The sequence below is a fragment of the Holdemanella porci genome (assembly GCF_009696075.1).
In the GTDB taxonomy this organism is placed as follows: domain Bacteria; phylum Bacillota_I; class Bacilli_A; order Erysipelotrichales; family Erysipelotrichaceae; genus Holdemanella; species Holdemanella porci.
On record NZ_VUMR01000039.1, the window covers coordinates 1 to 19,411 of the forward strand.

Genomic DNA, 19,411 nt, shown 5'->3' on the forward strand with positions numbered 1-19,411 from the left:
TGCACAAGAATCTACAATATCCAGGACAGTCATGTTCAATATCTCATTCTATTTTTAATGTGATTGGTTCCTTATCAAATCAAATTCGAGATGTTTTACCTGTCCTATAAATATACTAGCATCACTACAAATATCAATTGAGAAGAAGTCGACATCTCAAGAATCAAATTTACAACTCTAAAATCCAGGCCATCATCCAAGTTATCAACGATTAAAATTCTTTGTGGTTCAATATGTTTTAAAAGAAATATTAACTTTTCAGCACCCGATGAACCATTCCATTGAGTTGTACTTATAATATCCATCGTGTGCGCAAAACTCACAAAGACATCTTTTATATTTTTCATGTACTCCGTATTCATTACATGAAAAAGAACATTATCAGATACCATATAAAACATGAACTTTTTAGTCTCTTCATCTTTACAATCAAATATTTGATTTAATAAATCTCTTTTATATAGAATAATATCTTTACTTGTTAAAGACTCATATATAAATTGATTTAGCTTTGTATCATACTTTATATCATACGAATATTTCATATCCCGATATAGAAATGTAATGCCTAACTCACATATTGAATTATTTGAAAATAAATTTGACGTAAGTTTAACCTTCTTATTCAACAATATATCTTTCATTGCCTGAATGCATTTGATCAAACATGATTTACCCACATTATTCGGTCCATATATAGCCGTAGTCTTATTGAATGATCCAAAGAAAACACAATTTGATTTTGAAATACAAAACAATTCTTTGCTCTTAATTCTAGAATCATATTTTTCTCCTTTTTCTTTTCATTAAATCACCTTAATAGACACTATGAATGTCTAAAACGCAAAAATGAACAAGGTTAATCCTTGTTCATCATTAAGTTTAGACAGAAGTATTCAAAACCATCATCCTTATCTATCTTACCCATTTTCATTTGTTGATCAAAATCCGCTAGTAAAGATAGATTGTAAAGTAAGGCTTCACTTGAAAAGCGCATAGCCTTTTGCATATTTAATTTCACGCGGTACGGATTGGCCTTTAACTCTTGGGCAATGGTTGCTTGTGCCTTTCCTTCATCCATTAATACGCGTACTTGGAATAGAAAACGAATTTGACTTGCCAAAAGCGCAACGATAGCTACTGGCTGCATATTCAGTTTTCTAAAGTTACGGTAGTAGGCTAATAATAAAATCCCATTTTGACTAAAGAAGGCATCAACCATTTTAAAGATGTCATTCATAGGTTCTACGACAAGTAAATTTTGTACATCTTCAAGCGTTGGATGTTTTGAATAGATGGAAATCTTTTCAATTTCATTCTGAATGCACATGGGATCGAGTCCCATTCTGGAAGTCATCCAATCTAACGTTTTAAAATCGACCTTGACTCCATATTCCTTCAGTTTATCTTGCACATAAAACTTTTGTGACTTTTCATCGAGTGCTAAACAAGAATACAATGTTGCACACCCACTGATTTCTTTGACCTTTTTCTTTCTTGTATCCAGTTTATCACTTGGACAAACAAGCACAAGAATCATGTCTGTATCTTTTCTTACTAGAAAAGGGTCCACTTCATAGTTTGTCGTATTCTTACTTGAAAGAAACGTACAGTTATTGACAATAATCATCTTGTCATCATCAAAGATCGAATAGGCATCTAAATCTTCTAGAACATTGGATATTTCATCCGCTTGGGCATCATAAATATTTACGTTTTCTTGAATATGATGTCTTTTTTTAATGGCCTCTAGCTTCATAGAAACCATGCTTTTGTCTTTTCCGTATAAAATATAAATCATGTCCATATTATACCAAACATTCCATCGTTTGTGACAACAAATGAAAAGTGAAATAAAGAATACATGGCTATACTTCCACAATCACTCGTACATAGTGTATTTATGTGTAAAGTTTCTAATGTCTTGAGTGTTTCAACACTTGGATGACCATACTTATTCTTATAGCCACAACTAATCAAAGCGACCTTACAATCTAAAGAGTCAAGAAAATCTGGGTCTGAACTCGTATTCGATCCATGATGTCCTACTTTTATGACATCGGCTTTTAAATCGTATGTAGCCATCAATTGTTTTTCAATTTGTTTACTCGCATCCCCCATAAAAAGATAAGTTAAATGATCATACGTAAAATAACTAATAAGACTTGAATCATTGGTATCCTTAGATTCTCTTTCACTTAACAACAAATAAAATGGATAATCGACATGAACCGATTGATTTGAATCTTCTATAACTTCTTTGATTTCAATTTTTTCTTTTAAACTGTCATATCCCCCATTATGATCAAAGTCATCATGTGTAAGTATCAATGTATCAATCGCATGAATGTTCTTGTTTTCTAGAAAGGGCATAATAATTCTTTCGACATTATCACGATATAGGTTTTGCCCACAATCAATCATCACTACACTTTTATGGAAGGGTTCTACAATGATGCTGCAGTCAGCTTGACCTATATTTAATGTATAGACTTGAAAGAAAGGATTACAATAGATTTCTAGAAATGGAACGATACATATCCATAGATATTTCCATTGAAAGTGTTTTAAGCATTGTATATAGAAGATTATAAATAGAACTATAAATAGGATTCTAGGTGCATAATGAATGGTAAGGTCTGGTAATTTTAGATTTATTAAATCCTGCACTATAAATCCAAATAAAAAGATCAAACCATACAGTTTTCTAAATATGTTAAAGAAAAACAATGAAATAAGATTCACTTTCTTAAAGTAAATAAACATCAATCCAAGCAAGACCATCTTTTTTACGATCCATTTGTGTTCTGTACAAAAATACGATACGAGTTGTAATAAGAGTGGACATACAAAAGATATGGATAGTACTTGATTTGGATAGATCATGCCAAAACAAAGGATTGTAAATGCGATTTGATTAGGCTTGGATGTGAATAATAGAGTACTCAACTGATACAAAATAAATCGTGTGAGTGAAAGTGTAAATACAAAGAAATGACCAAATAGAACACTGAAGACCAGAAGGATTCTTCGAATACGAGTCTCATCCCACTTTCGCTTTAACACATGTAAAACAATGTAGTATGCACTCATATAGCCATATCCAAGCATCGTATAGATTTCATCTATACTTTCATCGTGTATGCCATAGTATAAGGATAAGACAATGGAAGAATTGGGTTTCGACTTTAGATAGTTGTAGAGTCTAGACTTGAATGATGTTGATTTGTGGATGATTTCTACAGAATTTGTCTTAAACCTGATGTTCTTATTTTCATTGTATCGAGTAAAACTAAACAGCGTAAAATTATCATCTGTATGAATAGGCTCTATGTTTTTGACTTTAACTTCATCTTGAAAACTTAAATCTAAATCTGTTTGAATAAGAATTTTAGAACCTCTATTTTTACCTATATAGTACCCTTTCTTTATTTCTGTAATTTTATATGTATCCTGTTGTTGAACTTCTTTTGGATATACAAGGATACAGCTTAATAGGCTAAATAAAATAAATAGAACCCAAATTCTTTTATCTTTAAACCGATAGTCTAGATAGACAAGAAAGAAAAGTGTAAAACAGAGTATACAAAGTATTTCTTTTAAAATTAGACAGGCCAAAAAGCCAAGTGAAAGTATCAACATCATAGGCAGATCTTATCCTTGATCTTATTGAACATGGCTGGACCAATGCCTTTGACATTTTGGATTTGTTCTAAAGATTGAAATGTGTTACTTTTGCGATACTCCATGATTCTTTGGGCAATGGCCGGACCAATACCTGGAAGTGTTTGTAGTTCTTCAAGTGTGGCACTATTAATAGAAATGAGTTTGACTTCTTGTTTTTCTGGAATCACCACCACATCTTTATCTTGTAGGATATAGTTAAAACTGATTCTAGATGTATCACTGTTTTCTAATAAGCCTCCGCTCATTTGAATTAAACTTGAAATGGAGCTGTTTCGCTTTAAAGTATAAACACCCGGATTTTGAATGGCCCCCTTGATTTCCACTTGCATCAAAGTGGGCTTGGCTTCTTGTAAGGTTATAGGTGTATACCGGTTAAAGCAAGTAAAGGTAAAGAAAATAAAGAGACAAAAAAAGAGAAGAGTTCGTTTCATAAATATCACCCTTCTCTTATACGTAATTTTTTGATGTTTTTCTATTTAACTTCAAGAATTTTTACATCATATGGTTCTTCAACACGTCTTACAGTACATACATCTCCAGCTTTGTGGTCCATGATGACTTCTGCAAGTGGTGTTGTGTTTGAAAGCTTACCATTGAATGGATCCGCTTCAATTGTACCAACGATATTGAATGTTACTTCTTGGTTGTCTGATAAATCTAAAATTTTAACAGTGGATCCCAATTTTACAACATTCTTTGTCTTTTTATCTTCCGCATTATCGGCTTCACTAATGATTTCAGCATTTTTGATCATTGCCTCTAATTCACGAATACGACCTTCGACTTGGGCCTGGTGTTCTCTGGCTGCATCGTAGTCGGCGTTTTCAGACAAGTCACCTTGTGCACGAGCTTCCTGCAACTCAACGATAACTTCCTGACGAACTTTATGAACTAGGTTTTCATGTTCATTGATTAAATCATTATAACCTTCTTGGGTAACGTAAAATTTTTCATTTGCCATGTGGTATCACTCCTTGTATTTAGCACAAAAAATTATAACATAATCCTTAAATTATGCAAAACATTGTTACAGATTTAAGCCTAATTTTTCGCATTCTTCTAAATGTTCTTCGTACGTTTTTGTGTAATGCACTTTACCATCCACTTTGTTGTATATATCGGCCGCAAAGAATAGATAATCTGTTTTTTCTGGATTCAATACGGCATTAATTGCTTCATCCCCTGGATTTAGAATTGGTCCAATTGGTAAGCCTTCATGTAAGTACGTATTGTATGGTGAATCTACTTCTGGATTGGTTTCACAATCTTTTGGATCGTTGAAATCATCATATAATGCATAACATACCGTTACACTCGATTGTAGTTTCATACCTTGATCTAAACGATTGTAGAAAATACCGGCAATTTTAGCCATATCGCCAGGTTTGCTTGCTTCAAATTGAACGACACTTGCCAAGCTAATGATTTGATGGATGGATAAGTCACTTTTATCAAATGCCTTTTTATTCTCTTTATACATCACATCAAAACGATCTAACAGAACACGTGTAATATCATCAAGAGAGTCATCTTTTTCCAAGAAATATGTGTCAGGAAATAAATACCCTTCTAATTTCACTTTATAGTTGGAATTATTTAAATCATCTACATTTAAGAAAGAATAATCCTTTGTGAGCGTTTGAATATAAGAAATATCATTCCATTGATTTAAAATTTCTTCTGAAGAATACTTTCCATCATATAAATTTGATATTTCAGCCGCAATCTCCTTAGCCCATTTGCCTTCCGGTATTTTTAAGACAAGAGCATCTTTCTTTAGTTTTGTACTATCTTGAATGGTAGACAAAATATCTTTTACGCTCATGCCATTATCCAATTCAAACGTACCTGCCACAAAGTTTGTGTTGTGACTTACCTTGGCATAAAGCTTGGCAACACTCGCATTTGAGATCAGATTCTCTTTTTTCAAGTTCTCTAAAATCGAATCAAATGATTCATTGTTTTCAATGGTAAACACTACTTCCTTATCCCCATTGCCCGTACTTGATAATCCTGTCTTTACGACAAAAATCGAACCAAGACCAGCGATAATTAAAATGAATACAACGACTAATAGGACAACTCTTACAGAATTGACTTTTCGCCTAGTCGGCATTTTCCTCGTCCTCAACAAACGTGTTGATTACTTCTTCTACCATTTCCCATTCGGCTTCGCTTTCTATCGGAATCAACTGCCCTTTGTCGTCATAGCGAGATGCGAATACTTCGCCCTCATCATTGTCTGGGTCTTGGAAAACCACATATTGGCAGCCCGTTTCATCACTGTCAAAAGTGAATAAGATGGTCATCTTTTTTTCATTTCCATCTCCATCATATACATATAAACTATTTGAATCTAACATAAATATACTTTTCCTTTCAAAAATAAAGGAGGATCTAGAATCCCCCGTTTTGTCTGTCCAAAAAACTCTGTAAAATTTGAACGGCAGCCATCTGATCAATTACTTTTTTACGTTTCTTTCTAGAAACATCCCCCTGTAGTAAGATTTTTTCGGCCGCAACCGTTGTAAGTCGCTCATCCCATAGATGAACTGTAATACCCGAAGACTCTAATTTCTTGGCAAATTCACAAGATATTTCACCACGAATTCCGATATCTCCATTCATGTGCTTTGGCAAGCCTAAAACTACTTCTTTGACTTTATTTTCTTTTAATAGCTTTAAAACTTCTTCTAAACAAGCATCATAATCATCCGATTCAAAACGCACAGTCGTTAAAGCTCGACATGTAATATGAAGCGCATCACAAATCGATACACCACATGTTTTTGAACCAAGATCTAAACCAATGATACGATCCATTATTTCTCTAAATACGCACGTACAAGTTCTTCAATGATTTCATAACGTTCAATCTTTTGGATCAAGTTACGAGCATTCTTGTGAGAAGAAATATACGCAGGGTCGTTACTAATCAAATAACCAGCAATCTGATTTTCTGAATTATAACCACGTTCTTCCAAAGCATCACTTACTTCACGTAGAATCATCTTGATATTTTCACGACGAATCTCTTCCGTAGTAAATGTCATTGTTTCGGTAATGTCTTTCATAATTTCACACTCCTTAACACGTTTTTATTATATATGAATCCAATTCAAAAAGAAAGCGATTTAATATAAAAATGGGGTGTTATACACCCCAGATACAATACATACAATCGCTTTTTTGTTGAATATCCTCTAAGATAAAGATCCATTTGGCACAAGATGTAAGATTTTGTTGCCGATTCTTTACTTCAATAATAGTCTGAATGGACATCTGTAGTAGTCTTCTTTCAAAATCTTCGTACGATTTATTTTGTACGTCTAATCCAAACTTTTCATACATCAATGAAAATTCATTATCTTTTACTACATTCAAATCCACTATGATCTTACGCATAGCTTAAGCCTCTTCAAATTGTGCATTATATAACTTCGTATAGAAGCCATTACGCTTCATCAATTCATCGTGGCTTCCTACTTCTACAATGTCACCATGATCCATAACGATAATATTATCCGCATCACGAATTGTAGATAGGCGGTGCGCAATCACAAAGCTTGTACGACCCTTCATTAACTCATCCATTCCCTTTTGAATCAAGACTTCTGTACGTGTATCCACACTGCTTGTCGCCTCATCTAAAATCAAGATTTTAGGATCTGCCAAGAAGGCACGGGCAATCGTTAACAATTGTCGTTGTCCTTGACTAATATTACTAGAAGCTTCATTTAATACCGTATCATAGCCATGATCTAATGTACGAATAAAATGATCGACATGCGCAGCTTTGGCAGCTTTCATGACCTCTTCATCGGTTGCGTTGGGTCTTCCAAATCGTAAGTTTTCTAAAATGCTTCCCTCAAACAGCCAAGCATCCTGTAATACCATACCGACCATATTACGTAAATCACTTCTTGTGTAGTCTGTAATATTATGGCCATCAATATAAATAGCGCCTGCATTTAAATCATAGAAACGCATCAATAATTTGACAATCGTTGTTTTACCTGCACCTGTAGGACCTACAATAGCGGTTGTTTGCCCTGGCTTGATATACATCGAAAAATCGTTGATGACAATCTTATTTGGATCATATCCAAAACATACATTCTCAAAAGTTACTTGGCCTTGCACATCTGAGAATACAACTGGATTTTGTACTTCAGCAACTTCTTCTTCACTCGCCAAGAATTCAAAGACACGCTCTGCAGCAGCTGCCGTACTCTGTAACATATTCATAGATTGTGAGATTTGTGAGATTGGTTGCGTAAAGTTACGTGTATACGTAATAAATGATTGAATATCACCCACCGCAATTTCACCATGAATCGTTAAATAACCGCCTAAAATACATACGCCAACATAGCCAATATTACCAATCAAGTTTGTCAATGGCATCATTAAGCCGGACAAGAACTGGGATTTCCATGCACTTGTATACAATTGATTATTATAGTCTTTAAACGATTTTAAAGAATCTTCTTCCCCATTAAAAGCTTTCACAATCGTATGTGCTGCATACATCTCTTCAATATGTCCATTGACTAAGCCTAATGATTTTTGTTGCGCTTTAAAGTAGCGTTGACTCTTTTTCACTACAACCATCACTAGAATCATACTTAATGGAATCACTACAAGAGCCATTAATGTCATTTTCCAAGATATACTTAACATCATCACTAGAAAGCCAATAATTTGTACTATGCTTGATACCATCGTGGATAAAGATTGGTTTAAAGATTGAACTAGAGTATCTACATCATTAGTAAAGCGAGATAAAATGTCTCCATGACTGTTTTTATCAAAGTAAGATAGTGGAAGCTTATCAATCTTTTGATTCATTTCCTTACGAAGCTGATAGCCCATTTTATTGGAAACACCACTCATCAACCAGCCTTGAAGATACGAGAAGGCCGTACTCATGGCATAGATAGCTAATAATAAGGTACACGTCTTTTTGATCGCATCAAAATCAATGCCACCCTTGCCTTGTACTTTATTCATAAAGCCTTCGGCTATTTCTGTAGTAATATTTCCTTGAATCTTAGGTCCAATGACCATAATACATACGGAGACAACGGCACAAATAATTCCAATTAGAAAAGTAAATTTAAAAGGTTTGATATAATTGAACAACTTTTTCATTGTACCTTTGAAGTCTTTTGCCTTTTCGCCGCCACCACGCATACCATGGCCCATGGGACCTCTTGGACGATTGTTTTGTTTCTGATTAGACATTGGCAAGTTCCTCCTTTGTCAACTGGCTCGATGCGATTTGTTGATACACATCACAAGATTCCATCAATTCAGCATGTGTTCCTTTTCCAACCATTTTCCCTTCATCGAGTACAATGATTTGATCGGCATGTAAAATACTTGAAATACGTTGGGCGACAAGAAGTACCGTACTCTTCGTTTCTTTACAAGAAGCAGCTAAAGCTTCACGAAGTTTGGCATCCGTTTTAAAGTCTAATGCGCTAAAGCTATCATCAAAAATATAGATTTCTGGCTTACGCACAATGGCACGCGCAATCGATAGTCTTTGTCTTTGTCCTCCCGATACGTTTGTACCACCCTGACTGATTTCAGAGTGGATGCCTTCTGGTTTTTTAGAAACAAACTCCGTACTTTGAGAAATCGATAAAGCAGACTCGATGTCTTTTTCATTGGCATCTTTCTTTGAATATAATAAGTTGGATTCGATATCTCCCGATAGTAACATACCTTTTTGTGGAACATAGCCAATGCGACTTCTTAAATCCGCTTGTTTGACATCTCGAATATCAACACCATCCACACAAATAGATCCACTTGTTACATCATAGAATCTTGGTACTAAGTTGATCAATGTCGACTTACCAGATCCTGTACTTCCAATAAAGGCAGTCGTTTCTCCTGGTTTTGTTTCAAAACTAATATGGCTTAAAACGTCTTCATCAGCACCTGGATATCTAAAAGATACGTTTTTAAAGGATACAACACCTCGCATATTGGATGAGAAATCACGAGTTTTTTCTTTATCTTTAACTGTAATATTACTGCTTAATACTTCATGAATACGCAAAGCACTGACATTGGCACGAGGAAGCATAATCGCAACCATGGTAATCATTAAGAAAGCCATAATGACTTGCATCGCATACTGCATAAAGGCCATGATACTACCAACTTGAATGATGCCGGCATCCACTTGTTTGGATCCAAACCATAGAATCATAAGTGTGGTACCGTTCATTAAAAACATCATAATTGGCATCATAAATGCCATAGCACGTGTTGTAAATAAGGAAATAGAAGTAATGTCTTTATTCGCTTGATCAAATTTAGCTTCTTCAATCTTTTCATTATTAAAGGCACGAATCACTAACATTCCATCTAATAATTCTCGTACAACGCTATTCATCTTATCGATCATTTTCTGCATGATCTTAAATTTTGGCATAACAATCATAAAAATCGCCAATACAACGCTTAAAATAATCACGACACATAAAGCTAGAATCCAAGTCATATTCGCTCCAGATTCAATAACGTGTAGTATGGCTCCAACACCAATAATAGGTGCATACATGACAATTCTTAAAAACATTGCCACCGTCATCTGTAGTTGTTGAATATCATTTGTGGTACGTGTAATTAAACTGGATGTACTAAATGTATTTAGGTTTTCATTGGAAAAATGGGTCACTTTTTCAAATACGGCTTCACGCAAATCTTTAGAGAAGCCTGCCGCAATACGACTTGCCAAAAATCCGACTAGAATGGCACATACAGCACTGCCTAGGGCATAGCCTAACATCTTAAGTCCTGAATAGATAATATAGTCTTGTTGGATTTTTTCCATATCCATACCTAGATCACTATATTCCTTCTTTAAAAATTGTGAGCTCATGCTTGTTACTGTCGAATCGCCGAGTTTAGAAATCTCGGATTTTGCAGCTTTTCTATATGTATCCACACCATTCATCATCAGTAGTTGAGGGATTTGAACATTCTCTTCCTTAGCCGATTTACTAACCTCTACCATTGTCATTTGAAGCAAGGTTAAACTGGAAGAAAGCTTCTCTTCCTTTTCTTCACTAATATCTTTTAATAGATACACATTCTCTGTTTTCAAAGCAGGGATTTTTGTTTTTTCTTCCTTAGTTGCCTTGCTTGGTGTAACTAGCTTATAAGAAGATGTCATTAAATCCTTTTCAGAATCATTAGCGAACATTACATACGAATTCAATGTCTTCTCACCGATCTGTTCATAGACACCACTTTCAATACCCCCATTTTGAATACCTGTGTTGACAATATTTTGCATATAATCTGGCATTGTCAGTTCGCATGTGGCTTGTCCAAACAATAAACCAAGGGCAAGGACAATGGATAGCCAATATGGCTTTAAATATTTCATTATTTTTGTCATTCTTTATTTTCCTCCATATAATGAACTGTCTTTTTTAAAATATCTCTTAAATGCGCACAGTCAGATGTCCCAAGATAATCTAAATATGAATAAACATTAGCCGTATGGGAGTCCATACGCTTTTGAAATATGTCGATTGCCTCTGGAACAATTTGAATATAGACTGTTCTACGATCCGTATTCGAATGCATCCTTTGAAGCAGACCCTTCTTTTCAAATCCAGCAATCATCTGCGATACAGCTGCTGGAGATACACCGAGAATATTTGCCAGTTCACTCATTGTGATCTGATGATTTTCTGCTTTATAAATCGTTTTAAACAACATCACATCTTTGATTCTAGGCCCATCTTTACAATGACGGTTATTTCGAACAAAGTTCGTGATTTTATATGTTAGATCAAACAATAAATCTAGTACTTCATCTTGAACTTCCATAAGAACCTCCAATTTATTTAAGTAGCTTAACTATATACCTGCTTAACTATTTAGTCAATAAAAAAAGATATGCATAAAACATATCTTTCAAAGAACTTGAATTCACTTTTTTTCGCAGACCCAATTATTTTAAAAGAGATTTCAAAGAACTTCTAGTATTGATTATACTACATGAAGACAATAAAGATTCAGAAATCACTAAACTTATTTATTTGGCTTCTCTCTTTAATTTTCTCAATATTTCGCCAGCAAACTCTGTGCCTCCTCGATTGATTGAGATTTTAACTTCTCCATCCACTGTATTCAGTATTAAAGTTCCTGCTGTTAATGTTGTTTTGTAGAACACGTTTGTGATCTGACTCCAATTCCACTCTTTAAACTTATATCCAAACATGTTTTTAGAACATTTTATTAACCTTTTTTTAGTCGCTACACAGCATTTTCCATTTACAGTAATGAACGGAAGATTTAGTCTTTCATCTGAATCCAACATTGCGATAATCTGTTCAAAGCATTTGACTGCATTTTCTTCAGAAATGCCACCAATCAACTCATTGTTGATTGAGTATTCCATGGTGGCGGAGCCACCCAATCCATGAAAATAGAGCCACCGAATCCATTTGGACAGAGCCATGCAATCCATTGCTCAGAGCCACTAAATCCACGAAGAGAGCCACTTCAATTTATGAAATCACTCTCTTTTTTTATTTGATTTTTGAATAATCCTCTCGAAGTGATCTGCATTTTAAAAGAATTGAATAAGATGAGGTTCTAATACGATCTAGAATGGTGTAAGCGAGTGGTCCATCGCTTAATTTACCTAGCCATCCTTCAGGGGCCCATTGACTGCAGTAAATGGTTGATTTTTTATCTGTTCTTGATTGTATCACTTCGAGCAAATCATATCGTTCACATTCACTGATGGGTGTTAATAAAAGGCTTAACAGATACATTGGTGACTTGTTGATATAATTGACATTAATGGTGTCAATTTATGCTTTATTGTATGGGTGTAAACGAAAGAGAGAATACACTTATGACACATTTAAACCAGGATACAATTGCTGCTTTACAATCTTTTCAAATCGAAAAGATTGATCGTGAAACCACAGACTTTTTAGATACAAACAGTAAAATAGATACTTATCATTTTGAATACTGTCCTAAATGCGGATGTTATCATCCTCGTTTAATTAAGAGCGGTTTTGCCAACTCTGGTAAACAAATGCTTCGTTGTAAAGAATGCGGAAAACGTTTTGTTATTGACCGCGGTCAGCTTACTTTTTATTCTCATCAAGACCAATCCAAATGGAATGAACTTATTTTGGATACACTGAATGGTGTATCTCTTAAAGAAACGGCTGCTAAAATCAATGTAAATGAACGCAATGTCTTTAATATGCGCCATAAACTATTGGTTAGTCTAGGAACTGAGGAACATCTCATACACAGTAGGTAATGAAGTTGAAATGGATGAAAAGTATACTCCATACAATCAACTAAGATTGATGGAGTAGAGCCAAAACATCGTGGAACACCTGCTACAAAAAGAGGATTATCGAATCAACAAGTTTGTATCATCACTGCAAAGAGATTCGGACATACAATTGCCAGAACATTAAATTATGGCAAGTCATCATCAATAGATGTATTAAGATTTGGTGAATGTCTAGAATCAAAGTCTTTTGTAATGCTAGATGGTTCTAACAGTTACAACGAACTTTTAGAAAGTAAGAACTGCACAAAGAAAGTGTTAATCAGTCATGAGTCTTATGATAAGTTTAATCATTTAAATACAGTGAACAACTTTCACAAATTGATTGAAGAAAAGTTGCAAAAATACAAAGGAGTAGCATCAAAATATATAAATCGATACAACGCTCTTTTTGTCATGTAAAGAGAAACTCAGGGAATGGATAACACAGAAAAACTACAGTACGTATTGCTTAGATTGAAAAATATTTATAAGATCACTCGTTTAAAGGATTTGAAGAACGAATGGTTATTCGTGTAAGTGATAAAAAGCAGAATTATAACAATGTCACCAAATTGCTAGTTAAGCCAATATAAATTTGTTTAATATTAAATGACCTTTATTTTATAAGAAATCGTTTGATTCACGATATAATTTCATACAAGATGATTCATTATGAATATGAATCAAGCAAATCAATTCTTTATTTCCTATTATCAAAGTAAAGAATTTAATGTATATAGAATATTCTTTCTTTTTATGTTTTCAATATATTCGCTATTAGTAGTATAATGAAACAAAATTTATACCTTGGAGGACAAAACATGCTGTCAATCAATCAGCTTATTAAATATTTAAGAAATCACCATCATATAACTGTCAAGAGTAACCAAGCTCAGTCCTTACGAAATATTGGCTACTATCATGGATACAAGGGATACCGTTTCATTCGTACTCCAAACCAGCGCATTCCTTTTTCGTCTCTTGATGAAGTCATTGCTTTAAATAAATTTGATATGCAGTTAAAAACCATAATTTATCCAAAAGTAATGTTTATCGAAAACGCACTTAAAAGCTATGTGATAGAAGCTATTCTTCATGACTGTCGTTCCGAAAACCTAGATACCATATTTAACAAATCTATTACTGACTATAAATCATATACGCCTGGAAGCCAGCAATACCACAAACAGTATGCAAAACGGATGACTCTTAAGGGGAAAATCAACAATGCCCTTTTACGTGATTATTCAAACAAAAAACAAACTGTCAATCACTTCTTTAATGCAGACCAACCAATTCCCATCTGGGCCATTTTCGAATCTTTGACCCTTGGAGAGTTCGGAACTTTTTTCGCCTGCTCAAATTCAAATGTCAAGTTGATAACTTCAAGTATACTTCATTTACCAAGTAATCTTGACGCAGACGGAAAAATCACTGAATACATCATTTATACTATTAAAGATCTTCGTAATGCCGTTGCTCATAACAACACCATTTTTGATACTCGTTTTCAAACAAGCACTATAAATAATCGACTTGTTTTTCTTCTCGAAAAAGAGGTTGGAATCACCGGTTTAGATTTCAAGTATATTTATGCTTACATTGTTTTAATTACTTATGTCCTACGCAAAATGGGAGAGACTAAAACATCCTGCAAACACTTTATAACGGAATTCATCGACTGCACCGATTCGTTAAGAAAACAAATTTCCCCAAACATTTGCAATCAAATTCTAGGGACTCAGCAGCGAGCACACCTGCGGCAGTTACAAAATTTTATTAGTCAATCTTAAAACCTCTTGCATAATGTTATTAGGTGTAGTATATTATTGCTATGAATTGCGGTGGTCGTCTTCGGACAACACCTAGAAGGAACCTGATGCGTCGGGTTCTTTTTCTTTTTTCAAAAAATGTAGACATCTATTTGAAATTCTCAATTCAAGAGAAGAAAGAAAATCGACAGTGTTGGTTTCTTAAATCCCAGTAAAAGAATAGTACGATTTATTTAAGGATTATACATACGTTGACGCGTGTTTAGATCGAGTTATATGTGAAGCATATCGTCTAGAATTTAAAGATGAATCAATAAGAAATTAAATCAAAAAATTGATGCACCGGTTGACCGCTATAGATACACCGATGGTGCGCTACACACGTACCATTTTCCGTCATACGCAAAATCTGAAATGAATCTTGTGACTACATCAATATTTCGTTTATTAATATAATGAAAACAGAAATTCTCAAACATCAGTTCAAGAATTCGTTTTAAATCTCGCACAAAAAAAACACCTCCAATTCGCAAAATCTATAGAACTTAATATTTTACAAATACATCTTACAACTGAAGGTGTATAAACGGCTCTGATTAATGGATTGTGTGGTTCTAAATGATGGAATGAGTGGCTCTCAGTGCTGGACGGTGTGGCTCTGAATGCGTGGAATACTCAATTTGACACAAAGCTAAATTTATGTAAACTTTAATTAAAAAATTCAATTGTTTACATCTAACGACATTTTTTCACGCCAATAAAGAACTGTTAAAAAAAACGCCTAGAGTTTGTCTCTGGGCGTTTGATTTGTTCTATCCTAATTTCTTAAGGATGTTATCTAATTGTGTTTTCGTCATTTCTAGCTTTTCTGTGTAAGATGCTAGTTTTTCTTTTTCTGCATTGACTTTTGCTTCTGGTGCTTTATTAACAAAGCCAGGATTTTTCAACATGCCTGAACAACGTTTAATTTCGTTTTCTAAGCGTGCAATTTCTTTTTCTAGTTTTCCTTTTTCTTCTTCTAAGTCAATTAAGGCATCCATTGCAACTGTTAATACGGCTTTTTCGATTGTACGAGAAAGTACATCTTCTGTATTAAGGTCTTCTTTAACTGTAGCGTGTGCCATACGCGCTAGGATGGCAGTTGATTCGGTATTTAGTGCTACATAGCCGTTGTCATTGTGTAGTGAGATTGTTAGGTCTTCACTTGGTTTCATTGAATATTCGACTTTGATTTCACGTACGGTTTGAATCGCACTGATGACTAATGCCATTTCGTCTTTTTCTTTATCTGTATATTCGAATTCAACTTTTTCTGGCCATGTTTCTACGTTTAAGCTTTCTTTTTCGTGTGGCAAGTTCAAATAGATTTCTTCTGTCACAAATGGCATGAATGGAGATAATACTTTTAGAATTCCCATCATGACGGTGTATAGTACAGCTTTTGTATTGGCTACTAGGCTTTCGTCTTCTGAATATAATGTAGCTTTTGATAGTTCAATATACCAGCTACAGAAGTCGTCCCATACAAAGCTATATAGTTCGTTTCCTACGATGGCTAATTCATATTTATCCATGTTTGTTGAAACGTGGTCTAATACTTCGTTAAAGCGTGCTAGGATCCATTTGTCTACGCTATTGGCTTTTGTCATGTCTAGTTCTGGTTTTGTGTCACCAATTTGCATTTGAACATAACGAGCTGCATTCCAAATCTTGTTAATGAAGTTCCAGCTTGCGTCCATCTTTGTTTCGTCAAAACGTAAATCTTGTCCTGGTGTTGAGTTTGTTGTTAAGAAGAAGCGTAGTGCATCAGCACCTTTTTCTTGAATCACATCCATTGGATCAATACCATTTCCTAAGGATTTAGACATTTTACGTCCTTGTGTATCACGTACAAGTCCGTGGATCAATACATCTTTGAATGGACGGTTCTTCATGCAGTAGCGGGTTTGGAAGGCCATACGTGCTACCCAGAAGAAGATAATGTCATATCCTGTGACTAATACATCATTTGGGAAGTATCTTTCAAGATCGGCTGTGTTTTCTGGCCAGCCAAGTGTTGAGAATGGCCATAATGCACTTGAGAACCATGTGTCTAATACGTCTTCATCTTGTGTCCAGTTTTCAATGTCTTTTGGATCTTCCATTCCTACATAGATTTCACCTGTTTCTTTGTTTGTCCATGCTGGAATTCTGTGTCCCCACCATAACTGACGTGAAATACACCAGTCTTCAATGTTTTCTAACCATTGTTCAAATGTTTTATTGAAACGTGGTGGTACGAAGTTAATTCTTTGATCTTCGATTTCTTGGTTCTTTAATACTTCTTCAGCCAATGGCTTCATCTTTACGAACCATTGTTTACTTAAGTATGGCTCTACAATTACGCCTGTTCTTTCGGAGTGTCCTACTTGATGTAAGTGTTCTTCAATATGATCTACAACACCAGCTTCTTTAAAGTCGTTAACTAAGGCTTCACGACATTCAAAACGATCCATACCCGCATATTTACCACACATATCATTCATGGTTCCATCGGGATTCATACAGATTGGCATTGGTAAGTTGTATTTTTTAGCTAATGCAAAGTCATTAGGGTCATGGGCAGGTGTACATTTCATTACGGCTGTACCGAAACTCATGTCAATATAGTCGTCTGCCATGATTGGAAGTTTGTCTCCGTTGGCAGGGTTAATGGCGTGCATTCCAACAATGTCTTTATATCTTTCATCATCTGGATGTACAAAGATCGCTTGGTCGGCAAACATAGTTTCTGGACGTGTTGTCGCAATCACTAATTCTTGTCCTGTTTCTACGACTTTATACTTGAAGTAGTACATGTGTCCCATGATTTCTTTGTGTTCCACTTCAATGTTTGACAATGCGGTTTTAGCTTCTGGGTCCCAGTTGATAATTCTTTCACCTTGATAGATCAATCCATCATTGTATAAATCTACAAAGACTTTACGAACGGCTTGAGATAATCCTTCGTCTAATGTAAAGCGTTCACGACTATAGTCTAAAGATAATCCTAACTTAGCCCATTGGCTACGAATCGTCGAAGCATATTCTTCTTTCCATTCCCATGCTCTTTCTAAGAATTTTTCACGACCAATGTCATAACGAGAAATTCCTTCTGATTTTAAACGAGCGTCTACCTTTGCCTGTGTCGCAATACCCGCATGGTCCATTCCAGCTACCCAGCATACATCGTAGCCTTTTAATCTTTTATAACGACATAAAATATCTTGTAGTGTTGTGTCCCATGCATGTCCCAAGTGTAACTTTCCTGTTACGTTTGGTGGAGGAATCACAATACAATAGGGGCGTTTAGACAAGTCGCCCGCTGTGAAATATCCTTTTTCAATCCAATTTTGGTATTTATCATTTTCTACTGCTAAATGATTATACTTTGCTTCCAACGTCATCCACAATCATCCTTTCCGTACATATAAAAAAGCACATCCCCATAGGACGTGCTTGACGTGGTACCACCTAATTTTATTCTCATTCACATTAACGCTGTGTCACGAAATTTACTACTCTTAGTTCATAAATCCAACTCAAAGACTACCTTCATTTATCCAACACACAAACTTTCACCAAATGCTTGCTCTCTATAGAATTGGTATAAACTACTCCTTCTTGTCATTGCTTTGAGTTTAGTTTATCAAAGAAAAAGTAAAAACTCAAATCATTTTGAAAAATTAGTTGTTTTATTCTCTACTTTACTATATGATGATTAAAGAAAGCGGTGTAAACATGGATAATCAATTATACAATCAAATCAAAGCTGTTCATGAACAATATATTAAAGAACAGAATCGTTTAGAAGACGAAATCGATAGACTACGACGAGAAATCGTTTGTCTAGATAATGAAGACGAGATTGAGGCGTTAAATAAGCTCGTTAAGATCGATGATACTAAGCGTAAGATGGTTGTAGAATTCATTCATAGTTTAGATAAGATTGTAGAACAGTAATCTACAATCTTTTTTGTTTGTTAGAACTCACCATTTTTATAAGCTCTGGCCTTCACGTATGAAGGTTCATAATAAGCACTATTCGTATAATCATCAATAACTTGACAAATCGCATCATTATAGATTCGTATAAGTCCTTGTATATAATCTTCATTTGGAAGTAAGGTATCCACTATTAATCTTGCGTATACTTTTCCCACATCCAATTCAGTTGGAATGCGAGAACGTAATTCACTATTTACATTTTCAATATAAAAACTACCATACTCTAGTTTATATTCATCCATCAAATCATGTACTACCTTATCTGTATTATCACTATGTAGAACATTCGCAACACGAATAAGATGATACAAATGATCATATCCCAGTTGATTCACAACATATTGATTTCGTTGATGAAGAAACCGAGCTGTCTTTTCAATCATAAAACAAACATAAAACAAATCATTTTCTGTTACTAGTTCATCAAAGTATTTATTTCTCATAAGCTATAGCTCCTTTGATGTCAACTACCCACTACCTAAAGGTGGTGGGCTTGTAACTGCCCAGTCGTACTAACGACTTACGTCTCCGACCTTTAACCCCATTAGATATTGCTATCTAAAGTGGCGTTACATCATAGGGTGGTTGA

General features: G+C 34.7%; 21 protein-coding genes and 1 other annotated feature. Of the genes, 4 read left to right on the forward strand and 17 right to left on the reverse strand.

All coding sequences use genetic code 11. The features are described 5' to 3' along the window. Positions 1-104: 104 nt before the first annotated feature. The 15 genes from FYJ55_RS07355 to FYJ55_RS07425 all read right to left on the reverse strand — a co-directional run bounded on the left by FYJ55_RS07355 (position 105) and on the right by FYJ55_RS07425 (position 12,500). The gene (locus tag FYJ55_RS07355) at positions 105-758 is read right to left on the reverse strand and encodes an AAA family ATPase (RefSeq protein ID WP_154556286.1); all 654 of its coding nucleotides are present in this window, start codon (positions 756-758) and stop codon (positions 105-107) included. A 101-nt stretch (positions 759-859) separates the two neighbouring features. Continuing rightward, positions 860-1,801: a DNA polymerase III subunit delta gene (gene holA / locus FYJ55_RS07360; protein ID WP_195836695.1), complete on the reverse strand. Its 942-nt coding sequence runs from the start codon at positions 1,799-1,801 to the stop codon at positions 860-862. Continuing rightward, complete coding sequence (locus FYJ55_RS07365; RefSeq protein WP_154556288.1) at positions 1,798-3,645, reverse strand: ComEC/Rec2 family competence protein; 1,848 nt, start codon at positions 3,643-3,645, stop codon at positions 1,798-1,800. The genes holA and FYJ55_RS07365 overlap by 4 nt, the downstream gene beginning before the upstream one ends. Beyond that, complete coding sequence (locus tag FYJ55_RS07370; protein WP_154556302.1) at positions 3,642-4,016, reverse strand: DUF655 domain-containing protein; 375 nt, start codon at positions 4,014-4,016, stop codon at positions 3,642-3,644. The genes FYJ55_RS07365 and FYJ55_RS07370 overlap by 4 nt, the downstream gene beginning before the upstream one ends. 143 nt (positions 4,017-4,159) lie before the next feature. Next, entirely contained in the window at positions 4,160-4,648 is a 489-nt protein-coding gene (gene greA / locus FYJ55_RS07375; RefSeq protein ID WP_154556289.1) for a transcription elongation factor GreA, read from the reverse strand. A gap of 66 nt (positions 4,649-4,714) precedes the next feature. Beyond that, positions 4,715-5,803, reverse strand: coding sequence for an endolytic transglycosylase MltG (mltG, locus tag FYJ55_RS07380; RefSeq protein ID WP_154556290.1), 1,089 nt, complete (start codon positions 5,801-5,803; stop codon positions 4,715-4,717). Then, positions 5,793-6,050, reverse strand: coding sequence for a DUF1292 domain-containing protein (locus tag FYJ55_RS07385; RefSeq protein ID WP_154556291.1), 258 nt, complete (start codon positions 6,048-6,050; stop codon positions 5,793-5,795). Before FYJ55_RS07385 ends, mltG begins: the two co-directional genes overlap by 11 nt. Positions 6,051-6,084: 34 nt before the next feature. Next, the gene (gene ruvX, locus FYJ55_RS07390; protein ID WP_117926599.1) at positions 6,085-6,510 is read right to left on the reverse strand and encodes a Holliday junction resolvase RuvX; all 426 of its coding nucleotides are present in this window, start codon (positions 6,508-6,510) and stop codon (positions 6,085-6,087) included. Then, entirely contained in the window at positions 6,510-6,761 is a 252-nt protein-coding gene (locus tag FYJ55_RS07395; protein ID WP_117573013.1) for an IreB family regulatory phosphoprotein, read from the reverse strand. Before FYJ55_RS07395 ends, ruvX begins: the two co-directional genes overlap by 1 nt. 79 nt (positions 6,762-6,840) lie before the next feature. Further along, the gene (locus FYJ55_RS07400) at positions 6,841-7,092 is read right to left on the reverse strand and encodes a hypothetical protein (RefSeq protein WP_154556292.1); all 252 of its coding nucleotides are present in this window, start codon (positions 7,090-7,092) and stop codon (positions 6,841-6,843) included. A 3-nt stretch (positions 7,093-7,095) separates the two neighbouring features. Beyond that, entirely contained in the window at positions 7,096-8,934 is a 1,839-nt protein-coding gene (locus tag FYJ55_RS07405; RefSeq protein WP_154556293.1) for an ABC transporter ATP-binding protein, read from the reverse strand. Next, on the reverse strand, positions 8,927-11,110 hold the full coding sequence (locus tag FYJ55_RS07410; RefSeq protein WP_154556294.1) for an ABC transporter ATP-binding protein: 2,184 nt from the start codon (positions 11,108-11,110) through the stop codon (positions 8,927-8,929). Before FYJ55_RS07410 ends, FYJ55_RS07405 begins: the two co-directional genes overlap by 8 nt. Further along, a complete protein-coding gene (locus FYJ55_RS07415) occupies positions 11,107-11,547 on the reverse strand; it encodes a MarR family winged helix-turn-helix transcriptional regulator (RefSeq protein WP_154556295.1) in 441 nt (146 codons plus the stop codon). The genes FYJ55_RS07410 and FYJ55_RS07415 overlap by 4 nt, the downstream gene beginning before the upstream one ends. A 208-nt stretch (positions 11,548-11,755) precedes the next feature. Beyond that, positions 11,756-12,121 carry a PH domain-containing protein gene (locus tag FYJ55_RS07420; RefSeq protein ID WP_195836696.1) on the reverse strand — a complete coding sequence of 122 codons (366 nt, stop codon included), beginning with the start codon at positions 12,119-12,121 and terminating at the stop codon, positions 11,756-11,758. 130 nt (positions 12,122-12,251) lie between these two features. Further along, positions 12,252-12,500 carry an ATP-binding protein gene (locus FYJ55_RS07425; RefSeq protein ID WP_154556297.1) on the reverse strand — a complete coding sequence of 83 codons (249 nt, stop codon included), beginning with the start codon at positions 12,498-12,500 and terminating at the stop codon, positions 12,252-12,254. A gap of 41 nt (positions 12,501-12,541) precedes the next feature. Between FYJ55_RS07425 and FYJ55_RS07430 the strand changes: the two genes are divergently transcribed. The 3 genes from FYJ55_RS07430 to FYJ55_RS07435 all read left to right on the forward strand — a co-directional run bounded on the left by FYJ55_RS07430 (position 12,542) and on the right by FYJ55_RS07435 (position 14,817). Further along, positions 12,542-13,006 carry an IS1/IS1595 family N-terminal zinc-binding domain-containing protein gene (locus tag FYJ55_RS07430; RefSeq protein WP_154556298.1) on the forward strand — a complete coding sequence of 155 codons (465 nt, stop codon included), beginning with the start codon at positions 12,542-12,544 and terminating at the stop codon, positions 13,004-13,006. A 45-nt stretch (positions 13,007-13,051) separates the two neighbouring features. Continuing rightward, positions 13,052-13,444: a transposase gene (locus tag FYJ55_RS11470; protein ID WP_407651050.1), complete on the forward strand. Its 393-nt coding sequence runs from the start codon at positions 13,052-13,054 to the stop codon at positions 13,442-13,444. Positions 13,445-13,845: 401 nt separating this feature from the next. Next, complete coding sequence (locus tag FYJ55_RS07435) at positions 13,846-14,817, forward strand: Abi family protein (protein ID WP_118012457.1); 972 nt, start codon at positions 13,846-13,848, stop codon at positions 14,815-14,817. Positions 14,818-15,608: 791 nt separating this feature from the next. On the opposite strand, the gene FYJ55_RS07440 is transcribed toward FYJ55_RS07435, so the two are convergent. Then, on the reverse strand, positions 15,609-18,221 hold the full coding sequence (locus tag FYJ55_RS07440; protein WP_195836697.1) for a valine--tRNA ligase: 2,613 nt from the start codon (positions 18,219-18,221) through the stop codon (positions 15,609-15,611). Between the two features lie 39 nt (positions 18,222-18,260). After that, positions 18,261-18,454 (reverse strand) — a binding site (T-box leader). 101 nt (positions 18,455-18,555) lie between these two features. On the opposite strand from FYJ55_RS07440, the gene FYJ55_RS07445 reads away from it, so the two are divergent. Next, positions 18,556-18,777: a hypothetical protein gene (locus FYJ55_RS07445; RefSeq protein WP_195836698.1), complete on the forward strand. Its 222-nt coding sequence runs from the start codon at positions 18,556-18,558 to the stop codon at positions 18,775-18,777. Positions 18,778-18,797: 20 nt separating this feature from the next. Here FYJ55_RS07445 and FYJ55_RS07450 read toward each other — a convergent pair whose 3' ends face one another. Further along, positions 18,798-19,265: a hypothetical protein gene (locus FYJ55_RS07450; protein ID WP_154556301.1), complete on the reverse strand. Its 468-nt coding sequence runs from the start codon at positions 19,263-19,265 to the stop codon at positions 18,798-18,800. Between the last annotated feature and the right edge of the window lie 146 nt (positions 19,266-19,411).

Coding starts and splice junctions, on each gene's coding strand:
- FYJ55_RS07385 (WP_154556291.1), bottom strand. CDS start 6,050: ATGTTAGATTCAAATAGTTTATATGTATATGATGGAGATGGAAATGAA.
- ruvX (WP_117926599.1), bottom strand. CDS start 6,510: ATGGATCGTATCATTGGTTTAGATCTTGGTTCAAAAACATGTGGTGTA.
- FYJ55_RS07370 (WP_154556302.1), bottom strand. CDS start 4,016: ATGCAAGTGGAAATCAAGGGGGCCATTCAAAATCCGGGTGTTTATACT.
- FYJ55_RS07430 (WP_154556298.1), top strand. CDS start 12,542: ATGCTTTATTGTATGGGTGTAAACGAAAGAGAGAATACACTTATGACA.
- FYJ55_RS07405 (WP_154556293.1), bottom strand. CDS start 8,934: ATGTCTAATCAGAAACAAAACAATCGTCCAAGAGGTCCCATGGGCCAT.
- FYJ55_RS07435 (WP_118012457.1), top strand. CDS start 13,846: ATGCTGTCAATCAATCAGCTTATTAAATATTTAAGAAATCACCATCAT.
- greA (WP_154556289.1), bottom strand. CDS start 4,648: ATGGCAAATGAAAAATTTTACGTTACCCAAGAAGGTTATAATGATTTA.
- mltG (WP_154556290.1), bottom strand. CDS start 5,803: ATGCCGACTAGGCGAAAAGTCAATTCTGTAAGAGTTGTCCTATTAGTC.
- holA (WP_195836695.1), bottom strand. CDS start 1,801: ATGATTTATATTTTATACGGAAAAGACAAAAGCATGGTTTCTATGAAG.
- FYJ55_RS07410 (WP_154556294.1), bottom strand. CDS start 11,110: ATGACAAAAATAATGAAATATTTAAAGCCATATTGGCTATCCATTGTC.
- FYJ55_RS07450 (WP_154556301.1), bottom strand. CDS start 19,265: ATGAGAAATAAATACTTTGATGAACTAGTAACAGAAAATGATTTGTTT.
- FYJ55_RS07445 (WP_195836698.1), top strand. CDS start 18,556: ATGGATAATCAATTATACAATCAAATCAAAGCTGTTCATGAACAATAT.
- FYJ55_RS07415 (WP_154556295.1), bottom strand. CDS start 11,547: ATGGAAGTTCAAGATGAAGTACTAGATTTATTGTTTGATCTAACATAT.
- FYJ55_RS07425 (WP_154556297.1), bottom strand. CDS start 12,500: ATGTATCTGTTAAGCCTTTTATTAACACCCATCAGTGAATGTGAACGA.
- FYJ55_RS07365 (WP_154556288.1), bottom strand. CDS start 3,645: ATGATGTTGATACTTTCACTTGGCTTTTTGGCCTGTCTAATTTTAAAA.
- FYJ55_RS07400 (WP_154556292.1), bottom strand. CDS start 7,092: ATGCGTAAGATCATAGTGGATTTGAATGTAGTAAAAGATAATGAATTT.
- FYJ55_RS07440 (WP_195836697.1), bottom strand. CDS start 18,221: ATGACGTTGGAAGCAAAGTATAATCATTTAGCAGTAGAAAATGATAAA.
- FYJ55_RS07395 (WP_117573013.1), bottom strand. CDS start 6,761: ATGAAAGACATTACCGAAACAATGACATTTACTACGGAAGAGATTCGT.
- FYJ55_RS07420 (WP_195836696.1), bottom strand. CDS start 12,121: ATGGAATACTCAATCAACAATGAGTTGATTGGTGGCATTTCTGAAGAA.